Here is a 24498-nt window from a genome sequence, read left to right as displayed (position 1 = left end):
CGCGCGTTCAGGCGCGGGTGCGCTCACGCAGGAAAGCCAGCACCGCGGCGCGCTCGCCGCGGAACACGATCCTGGCCTCGCGCTGTTCGCGCTGGTAGGCGTACATCGGGTCGTAGTATTGCTGCAGCAGCAAGGCGATCCAGCCCAGATGCAGGTCGGTCTCGCCCGTTTCCTCCTGGCGCGCCAGCGCTTGGTCCAGCAAGTCCGAGAGCCGCTCGTAGCGCGTGCCGCCGAGCCGCTTGGCAATGGCCGCCATGGCATCGCGCAGGCGCGCCGCGTAAGCGGCGAAACCTGCCTGCTCACCCAGTGCCGCCATGAACTCCCCCGACAGACCGAGCACGTAGTCTTCCAGCACGCGGCGCACGCGCGCCTCGAAGGACTCCTCCAGCCAGACCAGCGGCGCTACCTGAATCGCCTGATAGAAGGCCTGCGGCAGGTTGCGCGCGCCGATGAAGCGCCCCTCGTCCTCGACCACCAGCGCCGGCAGCCCGGCCGCGCGATGGCGCAGCAGCGAAATCGCCAGGCCATTCTCGAAATCGATCTGCGTGGGCTGCGCCACCGTGCGCCGGCCAAAGCTGGACCCGCGGTGGCGAGCCTGGCCCTCCAGGTCGATGGCGGCGTCCCGGCTGCCGCTCGGGCCCGTGACCAGGTCAGCGATCAGCTCGGTCTTGCCGCTCCCGGTCATGCCGCCCAGCACCAGCAGGCTGCATTCGGCGGCGGCCGCATCCAGGGTCTCGATCAGGAAGCCGCGCATCGCCTTGTAGCCGCCCGTCACACGCGGATAAGCGATGCCGGCGTCCTCGCGCAGCCATTGCTGCACGATCTGCGAGCGCAGGCCGCCGCGGAAGCAATACAGGTAGCCGTCGGGATGCGCCCGCGCAAAGGCCGCCCAGCCCGCGGTTCGCGCCGCGCGGATTTCGCCGGTCACCAACTGGTGGCCCAGCGCGAGCGCGGCCTGCGGCCCTTGTTCCTCATAGCACAAGCCAACCTGGTGCCGCTCGGCATCGTCCATCAGCGGCAGGTTGACCGCGCCCGGAAACGCGCCGCGCGCGAACTCCACCGGCGCGCGCGCATCGAGCAGCGGCGCGCCGGAAAGAAAGAGCTGGCGAAAGTCGGCCGTATCCTCGCGCATCAGATCACCTCGACGGCGTACCGGCCCTGCTCGACGAACTCGCCGACCGGCGCCAGTGCCAGGCCGAACTCCGCGCAGGCGGCATGGAAACCGGCCTCGCCGGCAGGCTCGACCGCCACCAGCAAGCCTCCGCTGGTCTGCGGATCGCACAGCAAGGCGCGCTGCACCTCGCTCAACGCGCCGCCCCGGTTGTCGATCCCGGCGCCGATCCGTGCGCCGTAGCTATCGAAGTTGCGCTGGGTGCCGCCGGGCACGCAACCGGCCTCGACGTAGCGCAGCACTTCCGGCAGCAACGGCACGGCGGCGTGGTCAAGACGCGCCGTGAGGCGGCTGCCGTCTGCCATCTCGACAAGGTGCCCGAGCAGGCCAAAGCCGGTCACATCCGTCATGGCCCGCACGCCGGCCAGCTTGCCGAAGCGGCTGCCCGGACGATTGAGCACGCACATCCAGTCGCGAGCCAGGTGGATATCCTCGGCGCGCAGCTTACCCTGCTTCTCGGCAGTGGTCAGCACGCCGATGCCCAGCGGCTTGGTCAGGTACAGACGGCAGCCGGCGGTCGCGGTGTCGTTGCGTTTCAGGTGCGCGCGGTCGACCACGCCCGTCACCGCAAGCCCGAAGATGGGCTCCGGAGCATCGATGGAATGCCCGCCGGCAAGCGGGATGCCCGCTTCCTCGCAGGCACGGCGCCCACCCGCCACCACCTCACGCGCCACCTCGGGCGGCAGCAGCTTGACCGGCCAGCCGAGGATGGCGATGGCCAGCAGCGGATCGCCTCCCATGGCGTAAATGTCGCTGATGGCGTTGGTGGCAGCGATGCGTCCGAAGTCGAACGGGTCATCGACGATCGGCATGAAGAAATCGGTGGTGGAGACCACGCCACGGCCCTCCTCCAGCCCATCCAGCGCATAAACCGCCGCATCGTCGCGCGAGGCATTGCCGACCCACAGGCGCGGATCGAGATGCTGGTTGCCGCTGCCGGCAAGAATCACGTCGAGCACCTGCGGCGAAATCTTGCATCCGCAGCCGGCACCATGGCTGTACTGCGTCAGGCGGATCGGGTCTGCCATGATGCTGGCTCCTGTCGTTTGGTTTGGTCTGGTGTGGTGTGGTGCGATGCCGATTCGGCCCCCTTCTGCGCAGCATAGGCGGATCGCGCTCAAGCTGGCGCGAACACCGGCCCTGGCAAGGGCGGTCAGGCTGGGTGAAGAATGGGAATCTGAATGATAAGGGTTACCGCCAGGATGCGGGCGGAACCGGCAGCACCGAGTGGCGCCGCGCGGTTGCGGCCACTGGGTTCTTGCGAACCTGCGGCCGGCTGCTGGGCGGCTTATTGCTCGCCCGGCTCCATCTGCGATTGCAGATAGTTCGGCAGGCCAACCTTGTCGATCAGGTCGAGCTGCGTCTCGAGGAATTCGATGTGCTCTTCGGTATCGGTCAGGATCTCGACCAGGATCTCGCGGCTGACATAGTCGCCCACCGATTCGCAATACGTAATGCCTTCCTTGACGGTGGCATGCGCGCCTTGCTCGAGCTTCAGGTCGCACTTGAGCATTTCCGGGGTGTCTTCGCCCAGCAGCAACTTGTTGAGGTCCTGCAGATTGGGCAGGCCGTCAAGCATCAGGATGCGATCGATCAGGCGATCAGCATGCTTCATCTCGCCAATGGATTCCTTGTACTCGATATCGCCGAGCTTCTTCAGGCCCCAGTGGCGGTACATGCGAGCGTGCAGGAAGTATTGGTTGATCGCGGTCAGCTCGTTCTTCAGCTGCGCGTTCAGATGCTGGATGACCTTCTTGTCACCTTTCATTGGAGGCTCCTTGTTGCAACGGGCCCCCGCAAAAACGCGAAGCGGCGCAAGGCGCGCCGCAGGCAGTCAAAACAAGCGAACACGCGCCGCAACCTGAAAGTTGCAGCGAGTTTAAGCAACCAGCTCAGTGCGCCGGTCGTTCGCGACTGCCGGGTCCCGAGTGTCCATTATGGCACGTGGGCCCGACGACGAACAGGAAGAAATGGGCACGACCTGGATGGTGGAGACCTTGACGTTGCGTACCGCCGCGACGCCTTCGCAAAGCACCTGTTGGGCGCATTCGCGGCAGCGGCCACAGCAGGTGCCAACACCTAGCGTTTCAGCCAGCTCGTCGAGCGTGGACACGCCTAGATGCACAGCACCATGAATTTCTCGGTCGGTAACCTGATTGCAGATGCAAACGTACACAAATCCCTCCTTGGGAGAGGGGTGACACCGGCATGTCACCCGCGATGTACGCCAGAATATCAGAGATCGAAAATGATAACAATTCCCATTAAGCTACAAAAGGTACATGCCAAGAGCGCGGCACTTAGCTCGGATATTGCAAAGACCGGGAACGTCACAACCTGCAGAAAAGTGCCTTAAAATACATCTTCACAGCGTTGGATTTTCGTAAAAACCTTAACGGAATCAGGGTTGTCAGAGCAGTTTCAACGCGCAAGCGAGCTCCTCCGGCTCGTAAGCGGTCAGCACCTGCTCCACCAGCCGCTCCAGCCTCTCGCAGTCGGCATGCAGGACTTCCTGCTTGACCCGCAGCAACTGCGAGGGATGCATCGAGAACTCGCGCAGCCCCATGCCCAGCAGCAGGCGCGTCATGGCGGGATCCCCGGCCATCTCGCCGCACACAGCCACCGGCACGCCAGCGTGGTTGGCCTCGCGGATGGTGCGGGCGATCAGTTGCAGCACCGCCGGGTGCAGCGGGTCGTAGAGATGCGCCACGGCATTGTCGGCGCGGTCGATGGCCAGCGTGTACTGGATCAGGTCATTGGTGCCGATGGAGAGAAAATCCATGCGCCGCAGGAACAGCGGCAGCATCAGCACGGCGGCCGGGATCTCGATCATCGCCCCGACCTTGATGTTGGGGTCGAACGCTTGGCCGCGCGCGTCGAGCTGGCGCTTGGCCTGCGCGATCAGGTCCAGGGTCTGGTCGATCTCGCGGGCATGCGCCAGCATCGGGATCAGGAGCCGCACCGGGCCAAAGGCCGAGGCACGCAGCAGCGCGCGCAACTGGGTCAGGAACATGGCCGGCTCGGACAGCGACCAGCGGATCGCGCGCAAGCCCAGCGCCGGATTGAGGGCCGTCTCGAAATCGTCGCCGCGGCCATCCCGGCCGTCGCGGCCATCCAGTGGTTTGTCGGCACCGATGTCAATGGTGCGGATCGTGACGGGCAGCCCGTGCATGGCGTCCACCGCGCCGCGGTACGCCTCGAATTGCTCCTCCTCGTCGGGCAGCTCGCCACGCCGGTTCATGAACAGGAATTCGGAGCGGAACAGGCCCACGCCAACCGCACCCGCAGTCAGCGCCGCGGTGGCATCTTCCGCCATCTCGATGTTCGCCAGCAGGTCGATCTCGAGCCCGTCCAGCGTCACCGCAGGCGTATGGCGCAGGCGCTGCAGGCGCTTCTTTTCCAGCGCGCGCTCGCTCTGCCGGTGGCGGTACTCCTCGAGGATGATCGCGGACGGATCCACGATGACCAGGCCCGCATCGCCGTCGATGATGACCCAATCGTCCTGGCGGATCAGCTCACTGGCGCTCTGCACGCCTACGGCGGCGGGGATGTCGAGGCTGCGCGCCACGATGGCGGTATGGGAAGTGCGCCCGCCAAGGTCGGTCACAAAGCCGTGGAACACGGTGTGGCGGAACTGCAGCATGTCCGCCGGCGAGATGTCGTGGGCGACCACGATCACGCCGGGCGCGGGCTCGCCGTCAGGAGCCAGGGAGGAAGGTGGCACCGGGGCCGGGGCCAACACGGCCGCGCCGGCCAGCACCTTGAGGATGCGCTCGACCACCTGACGGATGTCCGCCTTGCGTTCGCGCAGGTATTCGTCCTCGATTTCGTCGAACTGGCGCATCAGCTCTTCGAGCCGCGTGGTCAGCGCCCATTCGGCGTTGTAGCGCCGGTTGCGGATCAGCGCCTCGGGCTCGCGCGCCAGCGCCTCGTCATCCAGGATCATGGCATGCACGTCGAGGAAGGCGCCCAGTTCTTCCGGCGCCTCGCGCGGCAGATCCCGCTTGAGCGTGACCAGCTCGGCCCGCACCGCCGCGCGCGCCGAACGCAGGCGCTCGACCTCGGCATCAAGCCGGTCTTCGTCGACCAGGTAATGGGAGACATCAAGCGCGGCAGGCGCCAGCAAATGCGCGCGCCCGATGGCGACGCCGCGCGAAACCGGGATGCCGTGCAGGGCAAATGGCATGTACCGCTCCGTCAGGAACGTTTAAAAAATCTGGCCAGGGCCAGCCACCTTGGAAACGGCTTCAGGATGCGGCGAAGCGACCCCGGCCAGGCCCGCCGCCACGCTCGGCACTGCCGCCTTTCATCCCGTACCCGGCCTCCTACTCCCCTTCGCCGAAGCGATTGGCGATGAGCGCCAGCAACGCGTCCATGGCCTCTTGCTCATCGGGTCCGTCGGTCTCGATGGTCACGGTGGAGCCGATGCCGGCGGCCAGCATCATGACACCCATGATGCTTTTGGCGTCGACCTGCCGACCATTGCGCGACATCTTGACCTGACTGACGAAGTTGCCCGCCAGTTGCGTCAGCTTGGCGGAAGCACGGGCATGCAGCCCAAGCTTATTGATTATGTTGGTGTCCCTCTGCAGCATATTTGTCGGGATGATTTGCGATCTGGTTCTGGACGGTGGTGGAGCCTACCTGCAGCACACCCTGCGAGCCCCCCGCCAGCGCCTTGAGGGCAAGCTGGTCGAGTTTCTCGGCACGGTAGCAGATGGCGCGCACCAGCATGGGAAGGTTGACGCCGGCAAGCACCTTGACGCGGCCCGGCTCGGCGAGGCGCGCGGCAATGTTGGCCGGCGTGGCGCCAAAGATATCGGTCAACACCAGTGCGCCGTTGTCTTCGCAGACTTCGGCCAGGCGGCGCCGGGCCTCGGCCAGCACGGCGGCGGGCTCCGCGTCCGGCATGACGTCGATCGCCTCGAGCCGTTGGGGCTGGCCGCAATAGACGTGGGCGGCGCACTCGCGCAATGCCGAAGCCAGCGGGGCGTGCGCGATGATCAGGATGCCTGCCATGGTGGTGAATCCGTTGGATTGACGCGATTGTAGCAGGCAGCCCGCCCGTGATTCAGCGCGAACGCGCCTGTACCGCGTGCTCGAGGGCGTCGATGAACATGGCAGCCACCTGGAACCCGGTCTGCTGCGTGATTTCCTGGAAGCACGTCGGGCTGGTCACATTGACTTCGGTCAGGTAGTCGCCGATCACGTCCAGCCCAACCAGCAGCAGGCCTTGTTCCCACAGGCCCGGGGCCAGCGCCTCGGCGATCTCGCGATCGCGTGCCGAGAGCTCCTGGGCACGGCCGGTGCCGCCCGCCGCCAGGTTGCCGCGCACTTCGCCGTCCTTGGGAATACGCGCCAGCGAGTACGGCACGGGCACGCCGCCGATCAGCAGGATGCGCTTGTCGCCGTCCTTGATCTCGGGAATATAACGTTGCACCATCAGGGTGCGCGCACCGTTCTCCCCCAGCGTCTCGATGATGGCGCCAAGATTCAGGCCATCCGCGCCAACCCGGAAGATGCCCATCCCGCCCATGCCATCAAGCGGCTTTAAAATCACATCGCGATGCTCCGCGTGGAACGCGCGAATACGATCCGCGTCACGGGTGACCAGGGTCGGCGTGATGTATTCGGGATAGCGGGCTATCGCCAGCTTTTCGGAATGGTCGCGGATCGCCTGCGGCTTGTTGAACACATTGGCGCCCTGCGACTCGGCCAGCTCCAGCAGCCAGGTGCTGGTCACATATTCCATGTCGAAGGGCGGATCCTTGCGCATCACGATCGCATCGAAGCCGGTCAGTGGCTGCAGGCCCGGCTCACCCACGCGGTACCAGTCATGGGCGTCGCCCGTTAGCTGCAGCGGGCGCACCACCGCCTCGACCTGATGGGCCGACAGCGACAGTTGCGACTGCAGGCAGGCAAACAGCTCATGGCCGCGCTCGACCGCCTCCACCATCATGGCGTAGGTCGAGTCCTTGTAGGTCTTGAAGGTGTCCAGCGGGTCGGTAATAAACAGAATGCGCATGTTGGCTCGTCCCGGTCGCAGCGTTTGTCTCAGAGAATCGGATTGGGGTCGGTCTTCTCGAGTTCCAGCGACGCCGCCAGCAAAGCCAGCCGCGCCACCACACCATACATATAGAAGCGGTTCGGCACGGCCGCGCCCGGTTTGGCATGGCTGTCCGGAATGCCGTTGGGCGCGAACGCCAGCGGCACGAAATGCGCGCCCGGCGCATTCAGGTTCTCGTCGTTGCCGCGGCCGGTATGGACGCGGTAGAAGCCACCGACCACATAGCGGTCGATCATGTATACCACCGGCTCGGCCACCGCCTCGTTGACCTTCTCGAAGGTGTGCACGCCTTCCTGGATGATGACGTCGTTGACCTCAAGGCCTTCCTTGACGACGCTCATCTTGTTGCGTTCCTTGCGGTTCAGCCCCTTGATCTCGGACGCATCCTTGATGGTCATGATGCCCATGCCATAGGTGCCGGCATCGGCCTTGACCACGACATACGGCGTTTCCTTGATGCCGTACTCGCGGTACTTCTTGGCGATCTTCTTGAGCACGCCTTCGACCGAGTCGGCCAGCGCCTCCTCGCCAATGCGCTCATGGAAATCGATGCCCCCGCACTTGGCGAAGTACGGGTTGACCATCCACGGATCCACGTCGATCAGCTTGGCGAACTTCTTGGCGACTTCGTCATAGGCCGAGAAATGGCTCGACTTGCGGCGCGTGGACCAGCCCGCGTGCAGCGGCGGCAGCAGGTATTGCTCGTTGATGTTCTCCAGGATCGGGGGAATGCCGGCGGAGAGATCGTTGTTGAGCAGGATCGAGCAGGGATCGAAGTCCTTCAGGCCCAGGCGGCGGCCACGCGCGCCAAGGCGGGCCAGCGGCTCCACCACCAGCGTCTGGCCATCGGGAAGCTCGATCGGCGTGGGTTCGGTGATGTCTTCGGACAGCGAGCCCAGGCGGACGTTCAGGCCGGCCTGGCGCATGATCAGCGACAGCCGCGCCACGTTCTGCAGGTAGAACATGTTGCGGGTGTGGCGCTCGGGGATCAGCAGCAGGTTCTTGGCGTCGGGGCAGATCTTCTCGATCGCCGCCATCGCCGCCTGGACTGCCAGCGGCAGCATTTCAGGCGCCAGGTTGTTGAACCCGCCCGGGAACAGGTTGGTATCGACCGGGGCCAGCTTGAAGCCGGCGTTGCGCAGGTCGACCGAACAGTAGAACGGAGGCGTATGTTCCTGCCATTCCAGCCTGAACCAGCGCTCGATGGACGGCGTCGCATCCAGGATCTTTTTTTCCAGCTCGAGCAGTGGACCGTTCAGCGCGGTGATGAGATGCGGGACCATAAACATCCTATTGATCGTCTTTATCGTTCGCCCAGATTGTAGAGGAACGGCCAATTGGCTGCTGGCGCCGCCTGAATAAGCATATGCGAGCGCCGGCATAAGGGATAAGGGATACGGATATGGGGATGGGGGCCCGGAATAAAAGGGGGAGGCCCTAAGAGGAATCCGAAGCACTTCCGGGCGGCCTGCCAGCAAGGCCGGGAGGCAAAAAAAAGCGCGACCGGAGCCGCGCTTTCAAATGGCCTGACAGATACGGGGAGCGTTCTGCAGGTGGAGGAAACTGCCTCACTGGCACTGTATGTGCGCCCCCCCTCAAAAACAATTGAAGCTTTTTAAGATCGGATTTAAGCACTTTGCGAAAAAGCCGCCGGCTCCGCTTTCCGCCTGGCCCGGCCGCCCGCGGCGGACGCCTGAAATGAAAAAAGCCCGGCACAAGGCCGGGCGAAACTCCTGAGAGAAGATTCCCAATCAGCTCTCCAGCACAACACCTTTACGATCAGGCTTCATACGCGGTCTCGCCGTGCGAGGTGATGTCCAGGCCCTCGCGTTCTTCTTCTTCCGGCACCCGCAGGCCGATCAGCATATCCACCAGCTTGAAGGCGACGAAGGCCACCACACCCGACCACACGATGGTGGTGAGCACGCCTTCGAACTGGATCCACACCTGGCCCGCGATCGAATAATCGTCCGAGACCTTGTTGGCCACGTAGTCATAGACACCCGTGCCGCCCAGGCTCGGCGCGGCGAACACGCCGGTCAGCAGCGCACCCAGGATGCCGCCCACGCCGTGCACGCCGAAGACGTCGAGCGAGTCGTCCATGCCCAGCAGCTTCTTCAGGCCGGTCACGCCCCACAGGCACAGCAGGCCGGCGGCGATGCCGATCACGATCGAGCCCATCGGGCCGACGAAGCCGGCCGCCGGGGTGATGGCCACCAGGCCAGCCACTGCGCCCGAAGCGCCACCCAGCATCGAGGGCTTGCCCTTGCTGATCCATTCGCCGAAGGTCCAGGACAGCACGGCGGCGCAGGTCGCCAGCAGAGTGTTGACGAAAGCCAGTGCGGCCGAGCCGTTGGCTTCCAGCGCCGAGCCGGCGTTGAAGCCGAACCAGCCGAACCACAGCAGCGAGGCGCCCACCATGGTGAAGGTCAGGCTGTGCGGACGCAGGGCCTCACGGCCAAAGCCGATCCGCTTGCCGAACATGAAGGCACCCACCAGGCCAGCCACGGCTGCATTGATGTGCACCACCGTGCCGCCAGCGAAGTCGAGCGCGCCCTTCTGGAACAGCCAGCCACCCTTGGCCGTGGCTGCCGCGCCGGCTGCCGCGTCGGTGTACAGGTCAGGACCAGGCCAGAACCAGACCATGTGGGCCATCGGGATGTACGAGAAGGTGAACCACAGGACCACGAAGACCAGCACCGCCGAGAACTTGGCGCGTTCGGCGAAAGCGCCGATGATCAGGCCGCAGGTAATGGCTGCGAAGGCGCACTGGAAGGCGAAGTAAGCCAGTTCCGGTACCACCACGCCCTTGGAGAAGGTGGCAGCCACGGCATCGACATTGAGCCCCTTCATGAAGAGCCGGTCGGTGCCGCCAAAGAAGGCGTTACCCTCGGTGAAGGCGAAGCTGTAGCCGTAGATGGCCCACAACAGCGAAACCAGCGAGAAGATCACCAGGCACTGCATCAGCACCGACAGCATGTTCTTCGAGCGGACCAGGCCACCGTAGAACAGCGCCAGGCCAGGCAGCGTCATCAGGATCACGAAGGCCGTGGAGACCAGCAGCCACGCGGTATCGCCCTTGTTGGGCACCGGTGCCGGTGCTGCGGCAGGGGCGGCAGCCTCTGCTGGCGCAGCTGCCGCCGCCGCTGCCGCGGGAGCGGAGGCAGCTGCAGGTGCGGCCGTGGCGGCGGCGGCCGGCGCGGAGGCTTCGGCCGCGGGCTTGTCCTGCGCCATGGCGTGGGTGGACAGGCCGATGCCGGCCGTGCCCAAGGCCAGCGCCATGGCGCCGGTTGTCAGGATGCGCTTGAACCAGGATTTCATTGTGATTAACCTCTTATCGTTGGGCTGTGCGTCACAGCGCGTCGCCGCCGGTCTCGCCGGTGCGGATGCGGATGACCTGCTCGATCGGTGCGACGAAGATCTTGCCGTCGCCAATCTTGCCGGTGCGCGCCGATTTCTCGATCGCCTCGATGGCCCGGTCGACCACGTCGTCCGGGACGGCCACTTCGATCTTCACCTTGGGCAGGAAATCCACGATGTACTCCGCGCCCCGATACAGCTCGGTATGGCCCTTCTGGCGGCCGAAGCCCTTGACTTCAGTCACGGTGATGCCGGACACGCCCACGTCCGAGAGCGCTTCGCGCACCTCGTCGAGCTTGAACGGCTTGATGACGGCGATGATCAGTTTCATCCGATTTCTCCTCTGAGCGGGACGGCCCGGCCTCGCGTCCGGCGCCCGCTCGACCTGATGCGTGTTTAGAAAGTCTTGGTGATCGAAGCCCAGGCTGTAGCCTTGCCGACGTAGCGGCCCGGTACATTGGTATAGGCCGATTTGTGCGCATTGGTGTCGATATAAGCGATCGCCAGTGCGAAGCCCTTGCCCAGGTCCTTGGTCAGCCCGAGCTTCCAGTCGGTGTATGAGGCGCTGTTCACGTGCTTCACGTTCTGGTAGCCGACGTGGGCATTGAGCGTCAGGTCCCAGAAGTTCAGCGGCACATTGGCCGACAGGTCGGCGTAGTAGCTGTACTTGCTGTCAGCGAAGCCGAACAGGTTGGTCAGTGCCTGCGAGTACTTGAAGAACACCGGGCCAGCGCCGGCGCCGACATACAGTTCCGTGGTGTACGGGCGGGTGAAGCCGTTCGGGTAATCGCCCGGGTAGTAGTACTGCAGCACGCCAGCGTCATAGTTCCACTCCAGGCCGGCCAGCGTCACCGTGTTCTTGAAGCCGCCGTAGAAGTCCATCTCGATCGGTGCCGAGACTTTCGGATTGCTGTCGCCGAGCCAGCTGATGCTCGAGTTCCAGTTACCCACATAGAAGCCGCTCGAATGCGAGTAGTCGAAACCGCCCTGGATGGCCGGGCGGCGGTTGGTCTGCATCAAACCGCGATAGCGATACTCACTGGCCAGGGTCACGTTGGCGGTGAAGGTGTGCGGCGAAGCCTCGGCGGCGGCGGCGGCGTCGGTAGGTGCACCGCCCTCCTGCGCACTGCTCTGGGCGAAGGCGGCGGGGGCGAGCCCGCAAAGCACAACTGCACTGGCGCTGACTGCAAGGGCCAACTTCTTCATGGGTTTGTTCTCCTTTTCCTCTGGCTCGGTACTCGTGTGTTTGAAAGTAGTTTGTAAAACGAGGCTCCTGCCACCATTACTGCAACTGCCGTGCCAGGAGGGAACCGTGGCGTGAAAGCGTCATTTTGTGCGCAAAAAGACATCAAATTGGACGAGGCCGACTGTCTCCCAGCGAACTTACTGACGTTAAAAGGTGTTACCAGCCCGCGCTGGCGCTTTCCCGGGGACGCTTGAAGCGTGATAATCGGCCCATGCTGGCGGCAAGTGCCGTGCACGCACCGCGTTTGCCCACACCCCGTTTCGGTGCACCGCGATGCAGCACGCCGAATCCCGCCCACCCAGTTATCCGCACCAAGGCGGTGCAAAAGGAGAACCAGTATGAAACCCACCGATCTCTTCAACGATTTCCAGGCCAAGATCAGCGAAGCCCTGCGCAATTCGCCGGCCAAGGACATCGAAAAAAACGTTCGCAGCATGATGACGCAGGGGTTTTCCAAGCTCGACCTGGTCACCCGCGAGGAATTCGACGTCCAGTCGCAGGTGCTGGCGCGCACCCGCGCGCGCCTGGAGGAACTGGAAGCCCGCGTGCAGGCGCTGGAAAGCCGCTCGACAGGCGGCTCCGACACGCCTGTCTCGGGCTGAAGCCCTTGCCGCGTCCCGTGTTTGCTCCAGGGGCCCGATGACCCCGGGCGCAGCCCTCGACCGCCAGAATGGCCGCCGTATTCCGGCGGCCATTTTCGTTAACACTTCCTTGATGCTTTTCGGAGTGAGATGAGCCTCGCCCTCCTGCGTAGCCGGGCGCTGACCGGACTCGAGGCACCGCTGGTGTCGGTCGAGGTGCACCTGGCCAACGGCCTGCCCGCCTTCAATATCGTCGGGTTGGCCGATACCGAAGTGCGCGAGAGCCGCGAGCGGGTGCGCGCGGCGATCCTCAACAGCCAACTCGAGTTTCCCAGCCGGCGCATTACGGTGAATCTGGCGCCAGCCGACCTGCCCAAGGAGTCCGGGCGCTTTGACCTGCCGATCGCGCTCGGCATCCTGGCCGCAAGCGGGCAAGTCCCGCTGGATGGCCTGGATGCCAGCGAGTTCGCCGGCGAGCTGTCGCTGTCCGGCGAATTGCGCCCCGTGCGCGGGGCACTGGCCATGGCCATGGGCCTGGGGCGCGACAACGCGGCACGGCAAGCCGCTGGCGAAGGCCCGGCGCGCAGCTTCGTGGTGGCGGCGGAAAACGCGCCCGAGGCGGCCCTGATTGACGGCGTCACGGTATATGCGGCGCGCTCCCTGCTGGAAGTCTGTGCTCACCTTGGCCCCCTGCCCACGGACCGCCTGGCACGCGCGGAGCCGCTGGTGGAGATCGCGGCAGGAGACCCGGCTGGCCCGGACATGCGTGACGTGCGGGGCCAGGCGCAAGCGCGCCGCGCCATGGAGATCGCGGCGGCGGGCCAGCATTCGGCATTGCTCGTCGGTCCGCCCGGCACCGGCAAGTCCATGCTGGCCCAGCGCTTTGCCGGCCTGCTGCCACCCATGACGCTGGACGAAGCGCTAGAATCCGCCGCGGTGCAGAGCCTGACCGCCGCCGGCTTCCATCCCGCCCGCTGGCGTGAGCGGCCCTACCGCTCGCCGCACCACACCGCGTCGGCGGCGGCGCTGGTGGGCGGTGGCAGCAATCCCCGGCCGGGCGAGATCTCGCTGGCCCACCAAGGTGTGTTGTTCCTGGATGAGTTGCCTGAATTTGACCGCAAGGTGCTGGAAGTGCTGCGCGAACCCCTGGAATCGGGCCGCGTCACCATCTCGCGCGCCATGCGGCAGGCCGACTTCCCGGCGCGCTTCCAGTTCATCGCCGCGATGAACCCCTGTCCTTGCGGCTATCAGGGGCACCCTTCCCGTCCTTGCCGTTGCACGCCTGACCAAGTGTTGCGCTACCAGTCCAGGCTGTCGGGACCATTGCTCGACCGGATCGACCTGCAGGTGGAAGTGCCGGCGCAGGATCATCAGGAAATGCTCGACGGCCCGCCCGGAGAGCCCAGCGCCGACGTGCGCCAGCGCGTGCTGGCCGCCCGGGCCGTGCAGCAGGCCCGGCAGGGCAAGCCCAATGCCGCCCTGTCCGGTCGCGAGATCGACGAACACTGCCCGCTCGCGCCCGAGGCGCAGGCATTGCTGCGCGGCGCCATGGCCAAACTAGCCTGGTCGGCGCGCGCCTATTTCCGCGTATTGAAGATCGCCCGCACCATTGCCGACCTTGCGGGCACCGAGCAATTGCAGCCAAGCCATGTGGGCGAGGCTATCCAGTACCGGCGCGCCTTGCGCACACCGTAGCCATTCACGCCCGGCGCGGCGGCACGGCCACAGGAGGTTCCGACGGCGGCGGGGGCTCCTCGATCGGAGGAAGGTCTGGCGGCACGCCCGGCGGCAGCGGATCTTCGGCCGGCGGCACGGTGTGGGCCGGCTGCGCTTGCAATGGAGCCTGCTGGGGGGAAGAGCTTCGCATTGCTTGCCTCCGCTTGGGTCGTCTTCGTCTTACCTTATTGAAGCAAACGCACTCGTTGGAAGCCAGCGATAGATAGACATATGGACGGATCGGGACGGCGCGGAGCCGGCCCCAAGTCCTCAAGCCGGATGGCGCCTGACGAAGAACAACGCCGCGCCCACGGCCACCAGCACGCTGCCGAAGATCCGGTTCTGCCAGCGCACCGCGCGCGCATTGCGGAACAGGCCGCGCATGCGCGAGGCCAGCAGCGCGTAGCCGTGCATCACCACCAGGTCCACGCCGCACATGGTCGCGGCCAGGATGGCAAGCTGGGGCCCGAGCGCATGGGCCGGATCGATGAACTGCGGCAACACCGCCACCATGAAGATGATGCCCTTGGGGTTGGTCACATTGGTTAGCAAGCCCGTGGCAAAACGCCGGCGCGGACTCAGCGCGGCGACGCGCGGCGCTTCCGTACCCGGCACGGCATCGTCCTGGCCGCCGTCCACCCGCGCGCGCCATTGCTGCACGCCGATATAGATCAGGTAGAGCGCACCGATCGTCTTGACCACGGCAAAGGCGTGCTCGGAGGCCACCAGCAGCGCGCCCAGGCCACCGCCAGCCACCAGCAGGATGATGACCAGCCCGGTCTGCAAGCCAAAGATCGTGGTGGTGGTCTTGCGCAGGCCATAGGACAGGCCATGGCTCATCGACAGCACCGCGCCGGATCCCGGCGACACGGCAATCACCCAACAGGCCGCGAAATAGGCCAGCCAAACATCCCAACGCATTGCGTTACTCCTTGAAAATAAACTGTCTTGAATCTGCCTGGAAGCCTGGAAGCCTGGAGCGCCCAGGTCAGAACGGATGGAAGCCCGTCAGGAACTGATCTATCTGTTCCGCCTGGCGCTGGTCGCGCGCGGCCTCTCCCGCCTCCAGCACGACCGCCTGGTAGACGTGCACGCCCGACGCCACCAGCCGCGCCGTCAGCCTGCGTGGCGACTGGTCCTGCGGCGATACCGCGGCTACCTGCACCTCCACGCCCTCGAGCGCCACGGCCGGCGATGCGGCCGACATCACCGTTACCTTGCGGGTCTTGACCGCTTCGGCGGGATGCGGCCCGAGGTTGCCGAGCAAGCCCTTCTGCATGGAATCCAGCGCCGCCTGCCGCAACTCGGCGTCATCGGCGGGCAAGGTCACCACGCCCACGGCGAACAAGGTCTCGTCGACCCGGGCCGCGTCCATCGTCATGGGCAGCTTGCGCCCGGCAATCGCCACCTCGCGCGCAGCGCCGGATGGCTTGCCGGGATAGAGCGCCGCGTAGGCGCCTTCGTTGGACTGGATGGTGCGCCAGTCATAGCGGGGTGAACAGGCGATCAGCCCGGCGCCGAGCGCGCCCAGGACGATGGCTTTGGCAAGCAGGGACTGCGGCAAGCGGAAGAACCGTGGAAACCAGGCGTGGGGCATCAGGGCGGCGAATGCGGAAATAAGCCGCTATTATCGTAGAACCCGCGTGCCAGCGCTCATCCACATTGCCCGCCAATGCAAACCCAGCCATCGATCCAGCCAATGCAGCCATCCCCCCGGGGTGTCCTTGGCACCGCACGCCGTACCGGCGCGGCGATGCTCGGCGCCATGCTGGTCGCGGCAAGCACGAGCGCCCTGGCCGCCACGGCCCACCTGCCCCCCGTCAACGATCTCGCCGCCCAGGCCTCCGCTGCGGCCAGCCGGGGCGAGCCCCTGGTGGTGCTGGTGACACTGCCGGGCTGCGTGTACTGCGAAACGGTGCGCCGCAACTATCTCGGCCCGCAAGCCGCGGCGGGAGAAATCGAGGCGCGCGAGCTCGACATGACCGCCGACACGCCGCTGCGCAACACCGATGGCAGCATGACCACCGCGCGGGAATGGGCCCGCAGCCGCAATGTGGCGGTAGCGCCCACGGTGCTCTTCCTCGACGCGCGCGGCCGCTCCCTGGCCACGCCGCTGCGCGGCATGCAGCCCGATTTCTATGGCGCCTACCTTGAGCAGGCGCTGGACCAGGCCCGCTCGGCCTTGGCAAGCAAGGCGCATTGAGGCGCACAATGGCGCACCCGACTGCGGCCAATCGTCGCATCCGCGGCGGCTCGGTGAATGCAGCCGGCAGCGCCTCGGCAGCGGCAGTAGAATAGTGGCTTGTCTGACCTGTCGGCGAGCATCATGACGACCTCCGCTTCCCCCACCGCACCCACCCCGGCAAGCACCGCCTCGCGCAAGCTGTGGCCTGTGATCGCCGCCGTGCTGCTGGTTGCCGTGCTGGGCTGGTTCGGCTATCGCGCCATCGCCCCCGCCAATGCGGCGCCGCCCGCCACGTTCACGCTGCTGTCCGGCGAAAAAGTCAGCACCGCCGATCTCAAGGGCAAGGTCTACCTGGTCAACTTCTGGGCCACCAGCTGCGTCACCTGCGTCAAGGAAATGCCGGACATGGTCCGCACCTATGACAAGTTCAAGGACAAGGGCCTGGAGTTCGTCGCCGTGGCAATGAGCTATGACCCGCCCATGTACGTGATGAATTATGCGCAAACGCGCAAGCTGCCGTTCAAGGTGGCAATGGATTCCGACGGCGCGGCCGCCAAGGCATTCGGCGAAGTGCAGCTGACCCCGACCACCTTCGTGATCGACAAGGACGGCCATATCCTCAAGCGCTATGTGGGCGAGCCCGAGTGGGACGCGCTGCACAAGCTGCTCGACGGCGCGCTCGCCAAGGCGGCCTGAGCCACTGCCTGGCCCACTGACTGGCCCGCCGCCTCCGCCCAGAAAGGTGCCTTCCATGGCACCTTTTTTTATTGCCGGGCGCCGTCGCGCAATGCCCGGCTTGCGCAGCACGGCTGTATGGATATACAGTTGCCAGCAGCTTTCCCCGCCCATGCCGGCCAGCGCACTTGCGCCCGGCATCCCCTAAGGCCCCCGCTCCGTGTTACTCGATCCCGATCCCAGCGCCGTGCTTTGCGACGCACCCGCCGTCAAGCAGCCCGATACCGTGGATGCCGCCGCCCCCGAGACGCCGGCTTACCTGTCCACCCTGAACCCGGAACAGCGCGCGGCCGTGACGCACGAGCCCGCCGCGCCGCTGCTGATCATCGCCGGTGCCGGCTCGGGCAAGACCAACACGCTGGCGCACCGCGTTGCCCATCTGGTGCTGGGCGGCGCAGACCCGCGCCGCATCCTGCTGCTGACGTTCTCGCGCCGCGCGGCGTCGGAGATGGGGCGGCGGGTCGAGCGCATCGTCGACCAGGCGCTGGGCATGCAAGCCTGCGGGGCGGGGCGCGCGGCACTCACATGGTCCGGCACCTTCCACGCCATCGGCGCGCGCCTGCTGCGCGAGTACGCGGAAACGCTTGGCCTGTCGCCCAGCTTCACCATCTGCGATCGCGGCGACGCCGCCGACCTGATGAACGTGGTGCGGCACGACCTGGGCCTGTCGGCCCAGGCTTCGCGGTTCCCGCGCAAGGAAACCTGCCTGTCGATCTACTCGCGCGTGGTCAACACGCAGGCGCCGCTCGAAGACGTGCTCAAGCAATGGTTCCCACGCTATGCCATGTGGACGGATGCGCTGCGCGGACTATTTGCCGGCTATGTGCAAGCCAAGCAAAAGCAGCAGGTGCTCGACTACGACGACCTGCTGCTCTACTGGGCGCAGGCACTGGCCGAGCCCGCGCTGGCGCAGGACATGGGCGCGCGCTTCGACCACGTGCTGGTGGACGAATACCAGGACACCAATGCGCTGCAGGCTGCCATCCTGCTCGCGCTCAAGCCCGACGGGCGCGGCCTGACGGTAGTGGGCGACGATGCCCAGTCGATCTACGCCTTCCGTGGCGCCACGGTGCGCAATATCCTCGATTTTCCCGCGCAGTTCACGCCGGCCGCGGACATGGTCACGCTGTCGCAGAACTACCGCTCCACCCAGCCCATCCTGGCCGCCGCCAACGCGGTGATCGGGCTGGCGACCGAGCGCTATACCAAGGACCTGTGGTCGGAGCGCGGCTCGGCCGAGAAGCCGGAGATCGTGGTGGTCAACGACGAGGCGGACCAGGCCCGCTATGTGGTCGAGCAGATCCTCTCGCGGCGCGAGGCCGGGCTGGCGCTGCTGTCGCAGGCGGTGCTGTTCCGCGCCGCCGACCACAGCGCGCAGCTGGAGATCGAGCTGGTCCGGCGCAATATCCCGTTCGTGAAATTCGGCGGCTTGAAGTTCCTGGAATCCACGCACGTGAAGGATGTGCTGGCGGTGGTGCGCTGGCTGGAAAATCCGCGCGACCGCATGGCAGGCTTCCGCAGCCTGCAGCTATTGCCGGGCGTGGGGCCCAAGACTGCCGCTCGCGTGCTCGATGCGGTGGAAATCGCCACCGAGCCGCTATTTGCCCTGGAGTCCTTTGAGGCGCCGCCAGCCGCCGCCGAGGCCTGGCCCGACCTGCTGGCGCTGGCGCGCAGCCTGATGGCCCCGGCTGCGCCGTGGCCCTCCGCCTTCGAGCAGGTGGTGGCGTGGTACCAGCCGCACCTTGAGCGCCTGCACGACGACGCGCCCGCGCGCGCTGCGGACCTGCAGCAACTGGAGCGTATCGCCGCCACCTACGCGTCGCGCGAGCGCTTCCTGACGGAACTCACGCTCGACCCGCCGGACGCATCGAGCGACGAATCCGGCGTGCCGCTGCGCGACGAGGATTACCTGATCCTGTCCACCATCCACTCGGCCAAGGGCCAGGAATGGAAGGCCGTCTATGTGCTCAATGCCGTCGACGGCTGCATGCCTTCGGACCTGGCCACCGGCACCACCGAGGAAATCGAGGAAGAGCGCCGGCTGCTATATGTCGCCATGACCCGCGCCCGCGACCACCTCGACATCGTGGTGCCGCAGCGGTTCTATGTGCACCAGCAGACCGCCTATGGCGACCGCCATGTCTACGCCTCGCGCACGCGCTTTCTGCCTAACCGCGTGATGCCGCTGTTCCACAGCCGGTCCTGGCCGCCGCCCCCGCCGGTGGCGGACGCGCCGGCCAAGGCGCCGCTGCCCAGGCTCGACCTGGCCGGGCGCATGCGCGATATGTGGAAATGAGGCTGCGCGGCCAAGGCGCGTGTCAGTTGACCGCCGCGCCAGCCGTGCGCACCACCTCCACCAGCGCGCCGGCGCGCAGTTGCGCGGCAATGACTTCGATGTCGTCGGTCATGTAGCGATCCATCGCCAGGAACGGCACGCGTTCGCGCACGAAGGCAAAGACCGCGCGGCCCGCCGGCGACAGGCTTTCCACCGCGCCGGCCAGCTCGGCGGCCTGGCAGGCTGCGAGCAGTTCCACGGCGAGGATGTACTGGTTGTTGTCGATGATGCGGCGCGCATTGCGCGCGCCGATCAGGCCCATGCTCACCACGTCCTGGTTGTCGCCGTTGGACGGCACGCTCTGGATGCTGGCCGGGCTGCAGATGGTGCGGTTCTCGGCGATCAGCGCGGTGGCCGGATACTGCGCGCCGGCAAACCCGCAGCTCAGGCCCTCGTTGGCGGCCGCCAGGAAAGCCGGCAAGCCGTTATTCAGGTGCGGGCTGAGCAGGCGGTTGAGGCGGCGCTCCGACACCACGCCAAGCTGCGTGGCCGCGATGGCGAGGAAGTCCATGGCGAACGCGACTTGCTGGCCGTGGAAATTGCCGCCGTGGAACAGCTCGCCGTCGTCGAAGAACAGCGGATTGTCGTTGGACGAATTCAGCTCGCGCTCGACCACGGTGGCGCAGTGCCCCAGCGTGTCGCGCACCGCGCCCAGCACCTGCGGGATGCAGCGCAGCGTGTAGGCCTTTTGGATAAACACACCGGTGCCGGTGTTCTTCTCGTCGCCGGCGCGGGTCTTCATTTCCCCCGCCAGCTGGCCATGCCCTGAGAGGCGCGTGGAACCCGCCAGCAGCGCGCGCAGGTTGGCCGCTGATTGCACCTGGCCCGGATGCGGCTTGGCAATGTCGTGGCCGTGGGTCATGAAGGCGTCGGCCGAGGCGTTGAGCCCTTCCAGCGCCAGCGCCGCGATGATCTCGGCCTGCGTCACCTGGGCGCGCATGGTTTCCAGCAGCAGGCACGCCATGCCGGTCATGGCCGAGGTGCCGTTGATCAGGGCCAGCCCTTCCTTGTGGGACAGCTTGATCGGCTCGATGCCATGCTCGCGCAACACCTGCGCGGTGGGCGCGGTGGTGCCGTCGGCCAGCAGCACCTTGCCTTCGCCGATCAGCGTGATGGCGATATGCGACAGCGGCGCGAGGTCGCCGCTGGCGCCGAGCGAGCCCACCTGCGGCACGGCGGGCGTGACGCCCGCCTCGACATAACGCAGCAATTGCTCGATCACCAGCGGGCGTACCGCCGAATAGCCCCGCGCCAGCGCATTGGCGCGCGCAACCATCATCGCGCGCACCTCTTCGCGCCCGAACAACGGGCCCACGCCGGCGCAGTGGCTGCGCAACAGGTTCTCCTGCAGGGCGCCGGCATGCTCGATATCCACCCAGTTATGCACCAGCTCGCCAAAGCCGGTGGACACGCCATAGATGGGGATATTGGACGAGGCAAGTTCCTCGAAACGCGCACGCGCATCCGCCACATGGGCACGCGCAGCCGGGTCCAGGCTGGCCGGGCGACGGCCTCGCGCCACCTGCGCCAGCGCCGCGGCGGTGAGTTGCTGGCCATCGACCTCGACGGCCGTGCCGCCCAGGCGGCTGGATGCGTGCTGGCTGGATACCTCGTTCATTGCGTGTTCCGGGTGAGCTGTTCGGGCCCGCGAGTGTATCAAGAGATGTTGACTCGAAGCGCACATCGGCCGGTTCGCCCGGAAACGCAGGAAACGCTGGAAGCGCTACAGCCCGTAGCGCTTGATCTTGTCGTACAGCGTGGCCTTGCCCACCTGCAGCAGATCCGCCGCCTGGCTGACCGCGCCGCCGGTGCGCGCCAGCGTATCGGCGATGACGGCACGCTCGTAGTGCTCCATGCGCTCCTTGAGCGGCGTGGAGTCGTCGAGCGCATCGGCGCGCGTGCCGCCCTCGGGCACGCCCAGCACCAGGCGGTCGGCGGCGTTGCGCAGCTCGCGCACGTTGCCGGGCCATGCGCGCTGCATCAGCGCCTGGCGCTGCAGCTCGGAGAGGATGGGCACGGGGCGCTGGTAGCGCACCGCCGCCACCAGCATGAAATGCTCGAACAGCGCAACGATGTCCTCGCGCCGCTCGCGCAGCGGGGGCAACGGGATGGTGACCACGTTGAGCCGGTAGTACAAATCCTCGCGGAACGTGCCTTGCGCCACCAGCGTCTCCATATCGCCCTTGGCCGCGGCCACGATGCGCACGTCGATGGCGATGGAGGCATTGGAGCCGAGCCGCTCCAGCGTGCCCTCCTGCAGCACGCGCAGCAGCTTGACCTGCAGCGCCAGCGGCATGCTCTCGATCTCGTCGAGGAACAGCGTGCCGCCCGAGGCGTGCTCGAGCTTGCCCACGCGGCGCTTGCCGGCGCCGGTAAACGCGCCGGCCTCGTGGCCGAACATCTCGCTCTCGAAGATGGCCTCGGGCACCGCGCCGCAGTTCAGCGCGACAAAGGGCGCTTGGTGGCGCGGCGACAAAGCATGCAGGCTGCGCGCCACCAGTTCCTTGCCGGTGCCGGTCTCGCCGTTGATCATCACGGGGACATCCGTGGCGGCCACGTTGGCCACCAGCGTGCGCACCTGCTCGATGGCCGGCGAGCGCCCGATGATGCGCGTGCCCGCGGCCGGGCCGGCCAGCTCGCGCCGCAACGCGCGGTTCTCCAGCTCCAGCGCGCGCCGCTCCAGCGCACGGCGCACGGTTTCGGTCAGGCGGTCGGCGCCAAAGGGCTTCTCGATAAAGTCGTAGGCGCCTTCGCGCATGGCCTGTACCGCCATGGTGATATCGCCGTGGCCGGTGACCAGGATCACCGGCACGCCCGGCGCCGCGTTGCGGCAGTGCTGCAGCAGGTCCAGCCCGCTGGCGCCGGTGAGGCGCACGTCCGTCACCAGCACGCCGGGAAACTCCGGCGACAGGTGCGGCATGGCGGCCTCGGCCGAGGGCAGCGCCAGCACGGAGAAGCCAGCCAGCTCCAGGCTCTGCGCGGTGGCCTGGCGTACCAGGGGTTCGTCTTCGACGAACAGGACACGCAATCCGTCTTGCATGGCAATGCTCACTCAGTATGGGTGGGAGAGATGGAAGTGGCGGCGTCGCGGGGCGCGGCGCCTTCGGGCGCGGGCGCGCGCCGCAGCATCACCACGAATTCCGCGCCGCCGCCGGGCCGGTCGGCCGCGCTCAGCTGCCCGCCGAACTCGCGCACGATGGACGACGAAATGGCCAGTCCCAGGCCGAGTCCCTGGCCGATCTCCTTGGTGGTGAAGAAGGGTTCGAACAGTCGTGGCAAGGCGTCGGCCGCGATGCCGGTGCCATTGTCGCGCACCGCGATGCTGACCGTGCCGCCGTGCTCGCTCACAGCCACTTCCACGCAGGGCGCGTGCGGCGCCGCGGTTGCCAGCGCATCGAGGGCGTTGCCGATCAGGTTGAGCAGCACCTGCTCGAGCTTGAGCTCATCGGCCCACACCGCCGGCCCGGGCGGCTGGGACAAGCCCTCCACCTTCAGCGCAACATGGGCCAGGCGCGGGGCCATCAGCGCCAGCACGTGGTCCAGCGCGGCGCGCACATGCACCGCGTGCCGTCGCTGGCGCGCCTTGCCGGCGAACAGCTTGAGCTGCCCGGTAATCTTGCCCATGCGCGTGGTGAGGTCGGCGATGGCAACGAGGTTGCCGGCGGCCGCATCGAGCTGCCCGCGCTCGAGCAGCACGCGGGTGTTGTCGGAAAACGTGCGCAGGGCCGCCAGCGGCTGGTTCAGCTCATGTGTGATGCCCGCGGCCATCTGGCCCAGCGCCGCCAGCTTGCTGGCCTGCACCAGTTCATCCTGCGCCGCGCGCAGCTCGCTCTCGGCGCGGGTGCGCTCCGCCACCTCGGCTTCCAGCTGCTCGTTGATGGCCATCAGGTCGGCGGTGCGCGCCTCCACCCGGCGCTCCAGCTCGTCGTAGGCGGCTTCGAGCAGGCGCCTGCCGTATTCGATATCGCGCGCGCGCTGCCGGCGCTGGCGCCAGTTGAACAGCAGCAGGCACATGCAGGCATAGGCCAGCGCCGCCCCGACGGTGGCATTGCGCGCGCTGGCCAGCACCGGGTCCAGCGCGGCCATCACCTGCATGGTCCAGTCGGCCGGGCCCACCTTGCGGCTGATCTCGAGGTAGCGCTCGGCGTTGCTGCCGGTACCGATGCGCACCAGCCGCGCGCCCTCGCCCAGCACGGTCCGGCCGAGCCATTGCGTAACGGGGGATTGCAGCGCCTCCAGCGGCAGCGGCCTGACCTCCTGGTCATGGTACTGGCGCGTGCGGTCCAGCTCGGTTTGCAGCTCGCTTGGCAGCGGCTGCAAGGTGCGGTACTGCCAGGCGGGCACCGAGGAAAGGAAGATCACGCCATGCTCGTCGCTCACCATCACCGGCTCGGCGCCGCCGGCGCCAGCGCGCTGGAACCACTCCAGGTTGAGCTTGACCACGGTCACGCCCACCACGCGCCCCCCCACCTTCACGGGCTGCGCAATATAGTAGCCGGGCTCATCGCTGGTGATGCCGATGGCGTAGAACCGCCCGATCTCCCCGCGCGATGCGCTCTGGAAGTAAGGCCGGAAGCGGTAATCGGTGCCGACAAAGCTGCCCGGCTCGTCATGGTTGCTGGCGGCCAGCGCGAGGCCGTTGGCGGCAATGACATAGGTGGCCGAAGCCCGCGCGCGACGGTTGACTTCGGACAGGTAGCGGTTGGCCGCCGCCACGCGCACGGGATCGCCTGGCGCGGCCAGCAGGTCATGGACAAAGGGATGGAGCGAGACCAGCGCGGGGAGGAACTCGTAGCGGTCGAGCGTGCTTTCCAGCGTGGCCGCGTAACGATCGGCGCGGGTGGCCGTGGCTTGCTGCAGCCCGTCGATGCCGCGCTGCATCGAAACCAGCCAGGTCAGCGAGCACAGGACGACCAGGCCGACGGCGAGCGCCGCGGCAAAGCCCCGCCAGGTTCCGCCGCCATCGCCTGGCGCATGCACCAGGCGGGCGGAAGCGGGATCATGCACGGCGAGGAAATCGTCGGAATGTGGCATCGGCGCATGCGAAGGGACACGCGCCGATGATACCCGCTGGCGAGCGGCGCCGGCTGGCGCCGCCGCTC

At 66.7% G+C, this 24498-nt stretch carries 22 protein-coding genes; 5 read left to right on the top strand and 17 right to left on the bottom strand.

All coding sequences use genetic code 11. The annotated features are described in order from the left end of the window. Window positions 1–7 precede the first annotated feature (7 nt). The 12 genes from mnmH to AC07XB_RS11750 form a co-directional block, all read right to left on the bottom strand. Window positions 8–1132 (bottom strand): tRNA 2-selenouridine(34) synthase MnmH, encoded by a 1125-nt coding sequence (mnmH, locus tag AC07XB_RS11805; RefSeq protein WP_492374372.1) that lies wholly within the window; start codon window positions 1130–1132, stop codon window positions 8–10. Beyond that, the gene (selD, locus tag AC07XB_RS11800; RefSeq protein WP_492374373.1) at window positions 1132–2199 is read right to left on the bottom strand and encodes a selenide, water dikinase SelD; all 1068 of its coding nucleotides are present in this window, start codon (window positions 2197–2199) and stop codon (window positions 1132–1134) included. Before selD ends, mnmH begins: the two co-directional genes overlap by 1 nt. A gap of 260 nt (window positions 2200–2459) precedes the next feature. Further along, on the bottom strand, window positions 2460–2939 hold the full coding sequence (gene bfr / locus AC07XB_RS11795) for a bacterioferritin (protein ID WP_006159487.1): 480 nt from the start codon (window positions 2937–2939) through the stop codon (window positions 2460–2462). Window positions 2940–3050: 111 nt separating this feature from the next. Continuing rightward, complete coding sequence (locus AC07XB_RS11790; RefSeq protein WP_492374374.1) at window positions 3051–3347, bottom strand: (2Fe-2S)-binding protein; 297 nt, start codon at window positions 3345–3347, stop codon at window positions 3051–3053. A 234-nt stretch (window positions 3348–3581) separates the two neighbouring features. Continuing rightward, on the bottom strand, window positions 3582–5357 hold the full coding sequence (ptsP, locus tag AC07XB_RS11785; RefSeq protein ID WP_492810453.1) for a phosphoenolpyruvate--protein phosphotransferase: 1776 nt from the start codon (window positions 5355–5357) through the stop codon (window positions 3582–3584). Window positions 5358–5496: 139 nt separating this feature from the next. Beyond that, complete coding sequence (locus AC07XB_RS11780) at window positions 5497–5766, bottom strand: HPr family phosphocarrier protein (protein ID WP_035861002.1); 270 nt, start codon at window positions 5764–5766, stop codon at window positions 5497–5499. Next, complete coding sequence (locus tag AC07XB_RS11775; RefSeq protein ID WP_150989660.1) at window positions 5735–6190, bottom strand: PTS sugar transporter subunit IIA; 456 nt, start codon at window positions 6188–6190, stop codon at window positions 5735–5737. Before AC07XB_RS11775 ends, AC07XB_RS11780 begins: the two co-directional genes overlap by 32 nt. Before the next feature lie 52 nt (window positions 6191–6242). After that, window positions 6243–7196 carry a glutathione synthase gene (gene gshB, locus AC07XB_RS11770; protein ID WP_492828768.1) on the bottom strand — a complete coding sequence of 318 codons (954 nt, stop codon included), beginning with the start codon at window positions 7194–7196 and terminating at the stop codon, window positions 6243–6245. 29 nt (window positions 7197–7225) lie between these two features. Then, complete coding sequence (gene gshA, locus AC07XB_RS11765; protein ID WP_492374377.1) at window positions 7226–8521, bottom strand: glutamate--cysteine ligase; 1296 nt, start codon at window positions 8519–8521, stop codon at window positions 7226–7228. 496 nt (window positions 8522–9017) lie between these two features. Further along, window positions 9018–10559: an ammonium transporter gene (locus AC07XB_RS11760; RefSeq protein ID WP_492828770.1), complete on the bottom strand. Its 1542-nt coding sequence runs from the start codon at window positions 10557–10559 to the stop codon at window positions 9018–9020. A 31-nt stretch (window positions 10560–10590) separates the two neighbouring features. After that, window positions 10591–10929, bottom strand: coding sequence for a P-II family nitrogen regulator (locus AC07XB_RS11755; protein WP_006159494.1), 339 nt, complete (start codon window positions 10927–10929; stop codon window positions 10591–10593). 65 nt (window positions 10930–10994) lie between these two features. After that, on the bottom strand, window positions 10995–11804 hold the full coding sequence (locus tag AC07XB_RS11750; RefSeq protein ID WP_492810447.1) for a TorF family putative porin: 810 nt from the start codon (window positions 11802–11804) through the stop codon (window positions 10995–10997). 378 nt (window positions 11805–12182) lie between these two features. Here AC07XB_RS11750 and AC07XB_RS11745 point away from each other — a divergent pair, with 378 nt between their 5' ends. Both AC07XB_RS11745 and AC07XB_RS11740 read left to right on the top strand, forming a co-directional pair. Next, window positions 12183–12446: an accessory factor UbiK family protein gene (locus AC07XB_RS11745; protein WP_492374380.1), complete on the top strand. Its 264-nt coding sequence runs from the start codon at window positions 12183–12185 to the stop codon at window positions 12444–12446. A 129-nt stretch (window positions 12447–12575) separates the two neighbouring features. Then, on the top strand, window positions 12576–14120 hold the full coding sequence (locus tag AC07XB_RS11740) for a YifB family Mg chelatase-like AAA ATPase (RefSeq protein WP_492828772.1): 1545 nt from the start codon (window positions 12576–12578) through the stop codon (window positions 14118–14120). A 291-nt stretch (window positions 14121–14411) separates the two neighbouring features. On the opposite strand, the gene AC07XB_RS11735 is transcribed toward AC07XB_RS11740, so the two are convergent. Both AC07XB_RS11735 and AC07XB_RS11730 read right to left on the bottom strand, forming a co-directional pair. Continuing rightward, window positions 14412–15062, bottom strand: coding sequence for a LysE family transporter (locus AC07XB_RS11735; RefSeq protein ID WP_492828774.1), 651 nt, complete (start codon window positions 15060–15062; stop codon window positions 14412–14414). Between the two features lie 67 nt (window positions 15063–15129). Further along, window positions 15130–15738 carry a hypothetical protein gene (locus tag AC07XB_RS11730; RefSeq protein ID WP_183032030.1) on the bottom strand — a complete coding sequence of 203 codons (609 nt, stop codon included), beginning with the start codon at window positions 15736–15738 and terminating at the stop codon, window positions 15130–15132. Between the two features lie 102 nt (window positions 15739–15840). Here AC07XB_RS11730 and AC07XB_RS11725 point away from each other — a divergent pair, with 102 nt between their 5' ends. The 3 genes from AC07XB_RS11725 (at window position 15841) to AC07XB_RS11715 (ending at window position 19357) form a co-directional block, all read left to right on the top strand. Then, window positions 15841–16344, top strand: coding sequence for a thioredoxin fold domain-containing protein (locus AC07XB_RS11725; protein ID WP_492828776.1), 504 nt, complete (start codon window positions 15841–15843; stop codon window positions 16342–16344). A 123-nt stretch (window positions 16345–16467) separates the two neighbouring features. Then, window positions 16468–17022 (top strand): TlpA disulfide reductase family protein, encoded by a 555-nt coding sequence (locus AC07XB_RS11720; RefSeq protein ID WP_477132629.1) that lies wholly within the window; start codon window positions 16468–16470, stop codon window positions 17020–17022. Window positions 17023–17287: 265 nt separating this feature from the next. After that, window positions 17288–19357: an ATP-dependent helicase gene (locus tag AC07XB_RS11715; RefSeq protein ID WP_492828821.1), complete on the top strand. Its 2070-nt coding sequence runs from the start codon at window positions 17288–17290 to the stop codon at window positions 19355–19357. 22 nt (window positions 19358–19379) lie between these two features. On the opposite strand, the gene cmdF is transcribed toward AC07XB_RS11715, so the two are convergent. From cmdF to AC07XB_RS11700, 3 genes are all read right to left on the bottom strand, one after another. Next, window positions 19380–21014, bottom strand: coding sequence for a tyrosine 2,3-aminomutase (gene cmdF / locus AC07XB_RS11710; protein WP_492828778.1), 1635 nt, complete (start codon window positions 21012–21014; stop codon window positions 19380–19382). 105 nt (window positions 21015–21119) lie between these two features. Next, window positions 21120–22436 carry a sigma-54-dependent transcriptional regulator gene (locus tag AC07XB_RS11705; RefSeq protein ID WP_043343292.1) on the bottom strand — a complete coding sequence of 439 codons (1317 nt, stop codon included), beginning with the start codon at window positions 22434–22436 and terminating at the stop codon, window positions 21120–21122. Between the two features lie 8 nt (window positions 22437–22444). After that, the gene (locus tag AC07XB_RS11700; protein ID WP_492828780.1) at window positions 22445–24430 is read right to left on the bottom strand and encodes a sensor histidine kinase; all 1986 of its coding nucleotides are present in this window, start codon (window positions 24428–24430) and stop codon (window positions 22445–22447) included. Between the last annotated feature and the right edge of the window lie 68 nt (window positions 24431–24498).

It is taken from the genome of Cupriavidus sp. GW821-FHT02F09 (assembly GCF_059421605.1).
Note: the sequence above shows the minus strand (reverse complement) of the source record. Positions and strands in the feature narration are given on the sequence as shown.